The following is a 9,439-nucleotide window of genomic DNA, read 5'->3' on the forward strand; positions in this document are numbered from 1 at the left end:
GCGGGCGCCGGATCGACCGCGTCGCGTAGGGTCGGTCCGTGGGAAGAATCGATGACCTCGCCAACCGGTACGTCAGCGACTGGGCGCAACTGAGCCCGACCGGCGCCACCTACGTCGGCATCGACGGCTACGACGACCAACTCGACGACATGTCACCGGCGGGCTTCGCCGGGCGGGCCGAGCTGACCCAGCGCACGCTCGCCGCGCTCGACAGCACCGAGCCGGACAGCGAGCACGAGCGGGTCGCGTGGGAGTCCATGCGGGAGCGGCTCGGCCTGCAGCAGGCCATGTACGACGCCGGCGTGGACACCAGCCAGGTCAGTGTCACCACGAGCGGGCTGCACGAGCTGCGCTCGGTGTTCGACCTGATGCCCACCAATGGCGAGGCGGCGGTGGCCAACATCGCGGCCCGGCTCAACAGGTTCAGCGGCGCGCTGGAGGACTACAAGACCACCCTGCGCGAGGCGGCCGACTCCGGTCACGTCAGCGCCCGGCACCAGCTGCTCGAGGTGGCCAAGCAGTGCGACATCTGGGTCGACCCGTCCGGCGACAACTTCTTCCACGGGCTGGCGGAGCGGCTCGACGCCACCGGAGCGGTCGAGGCCGACCTGCGCCGGGGCGCGGCCGCGGCGACCGCGGCCACCGCCGGGTTCGGTCAGTTCCTCCGCGAGGAGCTGGCCCCGCGGGGCCGGGAGAAGCAGGCGGTCGGCCGGGAGCACTACGAGCTGGCCTCCCAGTACTTCCTCGGGGCCAGGGTCGACCTCGACGAGACGTACGCCTGGGGGTTCGCCGAGCTGGCCCGGCTGGAGGGCGAGATGCGCGCGGTGGCCGCGCGGATCGCCGGCTCCGGCGCGAGCGTCGACGAGGCCGTCGCGGCGCTCGACGCCGATCCGGCCCGCACGGTGCAGGGCAAGGAGGCCTTTCGGGACTGGATGCAGGCGCTGGCCGACAAGACCATCACCGAGCTGCACGGCACCCACTTCGACATCCCGGAGCAGGTCCGCCGGATCGAGTGCTGCCTCGCGCCCACCAGCGACGGCGCCATCTACTACACGGGGCCGAGCGAGGACTTCGCCCGACCGGGCCGGATGTGGTGGGCCGTGCCGCAGGGCATCACCGACTTCTCCACCTGGCGCGAGGTGACCACGGTCTTCCACGAGGGGGCGCCGGGGCACCACCTCCAGGTCGCGCAGACGGCCGTCCGCGCCGAGCTGCTCAACCGCTGGCAGCGCCTGCTCTGCTGGGTCTCCGGGCACGGCGAGGGCTGGGCGCTGTACGCCGAGCGGTTGATGGACGAGCTCGGCTATCTGGAGGATCCGGGCGACAAGCTCGGCATGCTGGACAGCCAGGCATTCCGGGCCGCCCGCGTCATCGTGGACATCGGCATGCACCTGGAGCTGGAGATCCCCCGGGACAACCCGTTCGGCTTCCACCCGGGCGAGCGGTGGACCCCCGAGCTGGGTTGGGAGTTCATGCGGGCGCACTGCCGGGTGCCGGACGAGAACCTGCGGTACGAGCTCAACCGCTACCTGGGCTGGCCGGCTCAGGCCCCCTCGTACAAGGTGGGCGAGCGGATCTGGCTGCAGGCCCGCGAGGAGGCCAAGGCCCGGCACGGGGCCGCCTTCGACCTCAAGGAGTTCCACCGCCAGGCCCTGGACCTCGGTTCCCTCGGCCTGGACCCGTTCCGGGCGGCGCTGGCCCGGCTCTGACGCCTCGCGCGGCGTGTGCCGCGTGATCCGTACCGACGACGACGAGGCCCTCCCGGTGTGCCGCCGCGAGGGCCTCGTCGCGGCGTCACACCGGGCGCTCAGCCGAGGTTGTTGACCAGCGGATCGGCGATCAGCTTGTCGGAGGTGACCAGGGCCAGCTGGATGTCCGGGTCGGTCATCGTGATCCCGAACGGCAACGGGATCGGAATGCCGTCCGGCGGCAGCGGCGAGTCCGGGGTGAGCGTCAGCTTGATGCCGAGGAACCGCGCCACGAAGCGGGTCGTGTAGAAGACCACGTGCCCGTCCACCGTGAGCTTGTCGCTCGCGTACCGCAGCGCCGGGGGTTGACCCGGAATCCGCAACAGGAAGTCGTCGGTGACCGCCTTGTCCATCGAGAACTTCAGCACCGGCACCGTGCCGTGCGCCGTCCGGAAGTCCTTGATGATGCCCTCGTACTTGAGGCCGGTCATCGTGAGCTTGCTGCCGGTCAGCCGGGACGGCTGGTCGGCGCCGACCGGAGCGCCCGGATCGGGCGCGAGCTGAGGGATCTTGCCCTTGCCCGGATCCGCCGAGCTGCCCGGCTTCGGGTCGCACGAGGGGCTGCCGGTCGGCGTCGGCGTACCGCTGGCCGGACCGCCGCTCGGCGCCGGCGCCTCCGGAGCGGCCGCCGCCGGCTTGGCGGCCGGGGCCGCCGACCGGGTGGCGCTGGGGGCGGGCGTCGGGTCGGCGGGCTGGTCCGAGGAGATCCCGAAGACCTTGCGGACCCCGTCCACGATGCCGGTGAGGATGTTGCCGGAGCCCTGGCTGGGGGTGGCGGACGGCGACGGCGAGGGGGGCGCCGGCGCCGGGCTCGGCGTGCCGGGCTGGGCGGTCGGGGCGGGCTCGCCGGATGTGCCGGCGCTCGCGGTGGGTCCGGGCACCGACGGGCACGGTGCCGCCGCGGCGGGCGCGGCCCGCAGCGGCACCGCAAGCCCGGTGGCGGCCAGGGAGCCGGCCAGCAGGAGCGCGGCCAGCAGGCCGGCGCCGGGCCCACCACGCTCGCCGGCCGACCCCGGGCCCGGACCGCCGGTCTCCCGGGGTACGCCGCGGATCCGGCCGGGGTCGGCGGGGTACCCCGAACCGCCCGGTCCGTCGGGCTGCGGGGGCTGCTCGCGGAGCGGGTTGCGCGGTTGCGGCAGGGTGTCGGTGAGCAGGTCCGCCGGCTGGTGGTCGTACCCATGCCGGCCGTGGCCGAGGTCGAGCCCGGCGTCGGCCGGCTCGGACCGATCGTCGGCGGGTCGCGGGTCGGCGCCGGGGAACGGCACCAGGTCCTCGGCGTCTTCGGGCTCGTCGTCGTACTCGAGGTCCGGCGCCGGCACCGGCTCGACCGGCGCCGGCAGCCGGCGCGGCGTCCAGGCGAAGCCGAGCGCCGCACCCACCATCCCGAGCAGCATGCCGAGGAAGAAGCCGCCGAAGTTGACCGCGATCAGCGAGTAGACGGCGGTCAGCGAGCCGACGATCGAGTAGAAGAGTCGCTGTTGCGGGGTCACCCACAGCAGCAGGCCGCAGGCGACCAGGATGGCCGGGATCAGCCAGGAGAGGAACCCGGTGGGGCCGAAGTGGACCTCGAGGTCACCGATGCTCCGCTGGGTCGTTTCGAAGATCTCCACGCCGGCCAGCAACAGCAGGAGCCCGCCCCAGAACGGCCGGGAGCGCCGCCACCGGCGGAAGGCCCGCCAGGCCCGGGTGGGCGCACCCGGGCGGGTGTGCTGCGGCTCGACGGTGGTCACTGGTCAACTCCTCGCGGTGCTTGGACGGCTGGACACGGCTCCGCCGGTTCCGTGGTGGGCGCCCACCGCGGAACCGGCGGTGCAGACTAGCTCTTGGGCGCCGCGTTGAGCGGGCCCCACGGCACACACTGGTAGTCGGCCGGGTTGCCCAGGTTCACCTTGAGCTGGAGGTTGTTCAGCGTGAAGGTGCCGGCGCTGGTATACCGGGCCACCTGGCCGAGGTCCTTGATGGTGACGTGCTTGGCCTTCTGGCCGAACGCGCCCGAGTCGCCGCCGAGGTCACCGGCGTCCACGCCGATCTTGATGTCGGTGAATTCGGCGTTGCCGCGGAGCTCGTCCATGCCGATGAGCATGTTGGTGGCGTGCGCCGGGTGGTCCTTGTCGGTGCCGGCCTTGATGGTCACCGTGACCGGCGCGCCTCCGACGTTCACCGACTGGCACATGTTGTACAGCGTCGCGTCGTCGATTCCCGAGATCGCGACCGGGTGCGCGCCGTCCTTGGCGGCGGCGACGCCGCCGTACTGGGTGAAGCCCTCGCCTTCGAGGCGGTCCGCGGACACCTGGAAGGTCGATCCGGAGACGTTGAGCGAGGCGGCGATGGCGCCGTTGGCGATGCCGACGACGATGCCGGCGGCCGCGACGGCACTCGGCACCATCAGGATGGCGAAGCGGCGCCACCTGGTGCGTCCCTGCACCAGATTGTCACGGGAATCCTGCACGGGTCCTCCTCGGTGATTCGCCCAGTGGCCGCGCCGCGAGTTGGGGGCGTGGGCGGTTCTCAGGTCAGCCGCCCGGCGCGTACTGCTCGGTAGCTCAGGCGTGCGCCCGATGTTCTCGCGAAGCGACGTGGCTCACAAGTCCCTTGCTACTGACGAGTAACTGCGGTAATCGGCCGGGATTGCCGGCGGTAATCGGAAAGGCGTCAGCGAGCGATCAACTTCCCCGGACAAAACCCCCGGAAAGCCACGGAAGTTGCCGGCCGGTTAACCCGACGTAGCCGTCACACGATTAGGTCACGTTTTGGTAACGACAGCCTGGACGGGAGTTTGGAATCCGTTCGGCCGAGCCTCGACTCCGCCGGCCGGCCGAGATCATTCCACACTCGACAACCAATTCGTCAGCAGCAGCCGGTCGATGGAGTCCACCCGCCCGAGCGGACGGCCGGCGGCCACCCGCGCCCGCAGCTCCGCCCGGCTGAACCAGCGCGCCTCGACCACCTCGACCCCGTCCACGGCGACCCGGTCCGATGCGGCCACGGCCGTGAAGCCGACCATCAGGCCGGCGGGGAACGGCCAGGCCTGGGAGGCCCGGTAACGCACGTCGGTCAGCCGAAGACCGGTCTCCTCGGCCGCCTCCCGGCGTACCGCGTCCTCCAGACTCTCCCCGACCTCCACAAAGCCCGCGATCAGCGCGAACCCGTCCGGCCGCGCGCCGGCATGCCGAGCCAGCAGGCACCGGGCCGGATCGTCGGGAGCCTCGATCACCACGATCACCGCCGGCTCGATCCGCGGGAACAGCAGGCGCGCGCAGTCGGACCCCGTGCAGGCTCGTACGTGGCCGCCGTCCCGGGCCGTCGTGGGGCTTCCGCAGGCGCCGCAGAAGGCCTGGTTGCGATGCCAGTGCAGCAGCCCCCTGGCGTACGCCTGGGTGGCCGCCTCGGCCGGCGGCAGCTCGCCGACGATGCGCCGCACGTCCACGGTGGTCTGCGCGCCCGCGGCCGCCACGGCCCGCTCCTCGGGCAGCGCCGATAGGTCGACCGCGAACACCGCCGACTCACCGTTCAGACCCAGGAAGACGGGATCGGCGCCGGCCGCGAGCACCGCCTCGGCGGCGGCGCCGGCCAGCCGGACCGGCGTCGGCGGATCCCCGACCGCGAGGCACCGGTCCCGCCACACCGGCACGATCCGCGCGCCGGCCCGGAGCCGGGCCGCGACCCGGGCCGGATCGCCGCGCTCGGCCCCGGTCCGATCCAGCCAACCACCGTTGTACGTCAGTGTCTGTCCGCCGTCGTCCACGCGCCCACCGTCGCACGGTCCGCCAGCCCCGGTCCGAGCGGGTCACGACGACCGGTAGGGCGGCGGGTCACGGTCACCGGCAGCGCAGCGGTTCCGACGGAAACCGTCGGGCGAGGCGACCGAACGGCCCGGGGTGGGCGAAGCGGGAGCGAACCGTGCGCGAACACCTCGCCGCGACCCTCCCGATCGACCGACAACGATGCTAGACAGACAGGCCATGACGAACGTCTCTGTTGACCGTCGTACCCTTCTCCGGCTCGCCGGCGCCTCGGCCGGTACGACCGTGCTGGCCGGATCCGTGCTCGCCGGCCAGCCGGCGCGGGCCGCGAGCGCCGCCTTCCGGCACGGGCTGGCCTCCGGCGACCCCCTCCCGGACGGGATCCTGCTCTGGACCCGGGTGACCCCGGTGCCGGAGGCGGTTCCCGGTTCCGGTGCCGGCCCGACCGTCCAGGTCTCCTGGCAGGTGGCCGCGGACCCGGACTTCACCGCGGTGGTGGCGGCCGGCGCCGTGACCACCGGCCCCGACCGGGACCACACGGTGAAGGTCGAGGTCTCCGGCCTGTCACCGGCAACCACCTACTGGTACCGGTTCGGCTACGGGGACGACTGGTCCGGCACCGGCCGGACCATGACCTCCCCGCCGCTGGACGCCGCGATCGACCGGCTCCGGATGGGCGTGGTGTCCTGCGCCAACTGGGAGGCGGGTTACTTCGCCGCGTACCGCCACCTCGCCGCCCGCGGGGACCTCAACCTGGTCGTCTTCCTCGGCGACTACATCTACGAGTACGGCACCGGACAGTTCGACGCCGGCGGCACGGTGGTGCGGCCGGTGCAGCCGACCAACGAGACGCTCACCCTGGCCGACTACCGGATCCGGCACGGGCTCTACAAGACCGACCCGGACCTGCAGGCGTTGCACGCGAGCCTGCCCTGGGTGATCACCTGGGACGACCACGAGGTGGCCAACGACGCCTGGTCCGGCGGCGCCGAGAACCACACCCCGGGCGCCGAGGGCGACTACGCCACGCGGGCGGCGGCGGCGCACCAGGCGTACTTCGAATGGATGCCGGTGCGGATGGGCGAGGGCGGCCGGATCTACCGGCGGGTGCGGTTCGGGCGGCTCGCCGAGCTGTCCATGCTGGACCTGCGGACGTACCGGTCGAAGCAGGCCTCGGGGACGGCGGTGGACGACCCGGCGCGGACCATCACCGGCGACGACCAGCTGTCCTGGCTGAAGGACGGCCTGGTCAACTCCGGCGCCCAGTGGCGACTGGTCGGCAACCCCGTGATGATCGCCCGGGTCGACGTCGGGGCGCTGCCGGCCTGGCTGCTCGGCCCGCTGGGCAAGCTGCTCGGCATTCCGGAGAACGGCGCGGCGCTCAACGTCGACCAGTGGGACGGCTACAACGCCGACCGGAACGAGCTGGTGGACCACCTGCGCGCGCACGGCACCCGGGACGTGGTCTTCCTGACCGGCGACATCCACACCTCCTGGGCGAACGAGCTGACCACGCGGGCCACCGGCGAACAGAACCCGGCCGCCGCCGAGTTCGTGGTGCCGTCGGTGACCAGCGACAACGTCAACGACTTCCTGCACCTGCCGGCCGGCAACCCGCTCAGCGTGGCCGGCGCCAGCCTGCTGCGGGTCACCAACCCGCACGTGCGGTGGACGGAACTGGACGGCCACGGGTACGGCGTCTTCGACGTGACGCCGACGCGGTGCCGGATGGACTGGTACCACCTGGTCGACCGGACGAAGCGGGACACCGGCACCCGCTGGGTGGCCGGCTGGTCGGTGGGTGCCGGCTCCGCTCGCATCCGCCAGGAGTCCGCGCAGGTCAGCTGAGCTTGACCTGAACATTGGTTCAGGTTGCAAGCTCAGGAGCATGGCAGATTCGATATTGGACGAGGCGTACGAGCGGGTGTCGCAGACCGGGCCGGAGCGGAACGGCTGGCTGTCCAACCACGCGCCCATGGCGGCGGAGGCGCTGGACCGCGCCGGCCGGTCGGCCGAGGTGCATCCCTGGCTCGATTCGTACGCCGACCTGATGACCGAACGTCCGCGCGGGATCGCCCGAATCGCGCCCGACGAGTGGCGCGACCCGCTGGGTGATCCCGTGCGGACGGGTGACTGGCTCAGCTTCTTCGACCGGGAAATGGTCGAGGAGCCCTGGCGGGCGGTGCTGGTGCGATGGTGGCCCCGGCTCCTGCCGGGCATCGCGGCCGGCGCCACCCACGGGGTGATCCGGGTGGGGCACGCGGTGCGGGCCCTGCTCGACGCCGAGACCCCCGCCCGGGTGGGTGAGCTGGGACAGGGGCTCGCCTACTGGGCCGCCCGCTGGCAGCCACTCGCCCCGGCCGGCGCCGGGCCGTACCGGGCGTCCGATCCGCGCGCGGCGCTGGATGCCGTGCCGCGGGTGCCCGACCAGCGGTACGGGATCCGCGCCCGGCTCGCGCAGCTCGCCGACCTGCCGGGCTGGGCGGACGCGGCGGGCGCCGTGCCCGGCAGCGGGAGCCCGACCGACCGGCTCGGCGACGTGGTCGAGGCCGCGGTGCTCCGGTACGGCACCCACGGGCACGGGAACGAGGTGATGATGGTGCACGCCGCAACCGCCCCGAACGCGGTGTTGCGGTGCCTGCCTGCCCTGCCCGAGTCGCTCTGGCCGGCCAGTCTCGACGCTGGCTGGGCCGCCTCGGCGGCCGTCACCGCCGCGTACGCGCCCGCCGAGGGTCGACCGGCGCCCGCCGCGCCGGCCGGCGTCGACCCCGAGGAGGTGGTCGAGCGGGCCATGGCCACCGGTGACCCGCATGCGATCAAGTTCGCGGACACGGCTGTCGACGCGTACCGGCACGGCGCCGGCGTGCCGGCCTTGGCGGCGGCCGCTCGGTGCTCGGCGGCGCTGGCGACCGAGTAGCCGGGCTCACCGGGCCCGGGCCGGGGATCCTGGCCCCCGGGATCCCGGTTGCCGGTTGCCGGCTCTCGGATGCTCGGCTCCCGGATGCTCGGCTCCCGGATGCTGGCTCGCGGGAGTAATTGTCCTCTCATCCGCCGGTCGGGCGGTAACGCCCGGCCGGGGCGGGTATGCCGGTGGCGTCAGCAGGATCCGCCCGCCTATCACGGCGGAGACAGGAGTGGACGCATGAAGATCGGCATCATCGGATCCGGCAACATCGGTGGAACGCTCACCCGGCGACTGCAGTCGCTCGGGCACGACGTCACGGTGGCGAACACCCGGGGCCCGGAGTCGTTGCGGGACCTCACGACGGAGAGTGGGGCGCAGGCCGACACCGTGGAGGGGGCCCTGGCCGGAGCGGACCTCGTGGTGATCGCCATCCCGGTCAAGGCGGTGCCCGACCTGCCCCGGGACGCCTTCCGCGACCTGATCGTGGTGGACGCGAACAACTACTACCCGCAGCGGGACGGCGAGATTCCGGAGCTGAGCGACCGCAGCCTGAGCTCGAGCCGGTGGACCGCCGGACACCTCCCCGGGACGCGGGTGGTGAAGGCGTTCAACAACATCCAGGCGCAGCACCTGCTCGAGCACGGCAAGCCGGCCGGCGAGGCGGGACGGATCGGCCTTCCGGTGGCCGGTGACGACGAGGCGGCGAAGCGTACCGTCATGGAACTGGTGGACCAGCTGGGCTTCGACCCGGTGGACGCCGGCACCCTCGATGAGAGCTGGCGGCAGCAGCCGGACACCCCCGTCTACGGCACGGACCGGGATGCGGCCGGCGTCCGTGAGGGCTTGGCCGCGGCCCGCCCGTGAGGCCCGGCCCTCGACGGTCGATGAGGGCGTGAGGTATTCGAGAATCATTGGACATGCGAAAAGGGCCACCCCCAACCAGGGGTGGCCCTTTTCGAATTGGTTGTCCGGCGGCGTCCTACTCTCCCACACCCTCCCGGGTGCAGTACCATCGGCGCTGGAGGGCTTAGCTTCCGGGTTCG

7 protein-coding genes and 1 rRNA gene are annotated in these 9,439 nt (G+C 72.8%); 4 read left to right on the plus strand and 4 right to left on the minus strand.

What is annotated here, in order from left to right:
• Positions 1-38 precede the first annotated feature (38 nt).
• A complete protein-coding gene (locus tag ACFFHU_RS29115; RefSeq protein ID WP_377343639.1) occupies positions 39-1,709 on the plus strand; it encodes a DUF885 domain-containing protein in 1,671 nt (556 codons plus the stop codon).
• A 98-nt stretch (positions 1,710-1,807) separates the two neighbouring features.
• Here ACFFHU_RS29115 and ACFFHU_RS29120 read toward each other — a convergent pair whose 3' ends face one another.
• The 3 genes from ACFFHU_RS29120 to nudC form a co-directional block, all read right to left on the minus strand.
• Entirely contained in the window at positions 1,808-3,478 is a 1,671-nt protein-coding gene (locus tag ACFFHU_RS29120; RefSeq protein WP_377343640.1) for a DUF6114 domain-containing protein, read from the minus strand.
• 86 nt (positions 3,479-3,564) lie between these two features.
• Positions 3,565-4,197, minus strand: a complete 633-nt coding sequence (locus ACFFHU_RS29125; protein ID WP_377343641.1) for a DUF6230 family protein — start codon at positions 4,195-4,197, stop codon at positions 3,565-3,567.
• A gap of 372 nt (positions 4,198-4,569) precedes the next feature.
• A complete protein-coding gene (nudC, locus tag ACFFHU_RS29130) occupies positions 4,570-5,493 on the minus strand; it encodes an NAD(+) diphosphatase (RefSeq protein WP_377343642.1) in 924 nt (307 codons plus the stop codon).
• A gap of 217 nt (positions 5,494-5,710) precedes the next feature.
• Here nudC and ACFFHU_RS29135 point away from each other — a divergent pair, with 217 nt between their 5' ends.
• From ACFFHU_RS29135 to ACFFHU_RS29145, 3 genes are all read left to right on the plus strand, one after another.
• Entirely contained in the window at positions 5,711-7,339 is a 1,629-nt protein-coding gene (locus ACFFHU_RS29135; RefSeq protein ID WP_377343643.1) for an alkaline phosphatase D family protein, read from the plus strand.
• A 40-nt stretch (positions 7,340-7,379) separates the two neighbouring features.
• Positions 7,380-8,408 (plus strand): questin oxidase family protein, encoded by a 1,029-nt coding sequence (locus tag ACFFHU_RS29140; RefSeq protein WP_377343645.1) that lies wholly within the window; start codon positions 7,380-7,382, stop codon positions 8,406-8,408.
• A 99-nt stretch (positions 8,409-8,507) separates the two neighbouring features.
• Positions 8,508-9,260: an NADPH-dependent F420 reductase gene (locus ACFFHU_RS29145; RefSeq protein WP_377343664.1), complete on the plus strand. Its 753-nt coding sequence runs from the start codon at positions 8,508-8,510 to the stop codon at positions 9,258-9,260.
• Between the two features lie 102 nt (positions 9,261-9,362).
• Here the strand turns inward: ACFFHU_RS29145 and rrf are convergent.
• Positions 9,363-9,439, minus strand: a 5S ribosomal RNA gene (rrf, locus tag ACFFHU_RS31735); the annotation flags it as partial.

The organism is Plantactinospora siamensis (assembly GCF_042434095.1).
In the GTDB taxonomy this organism is placed as follows: domain Bacteria; phylum Actinomycetota; class Actinomycetes; order Mycobacteriales; family Micromonosporaceae; genus KBS50.

Excerpts from the sequence above, each read along its gene's own strand:
- ACFFHU_RS29145 (WP_377343664.1), top strand. The coding sequence starts at position 8,508 with ATGCTGGCTCGCGGGAGTAATTGTCCTCTCATCCGCCGGTCGGGCGGT.
- ACFFHU_RS29140 (WP_377343645.1), top strand. The coding sequence starts at position 7,380 with ATGGCAGATTCGATATTGGACGAGGCGTACGAGCGGGTGTCGCAGACC.
- ACFFHU_RS29135 (WP_377343643.1), top strand. The coding sequence starts at position 5,711 with ATGACGAACGTCTCTGTTGACCGTCGTACCCTTCTCCGGCTCGCCGGC.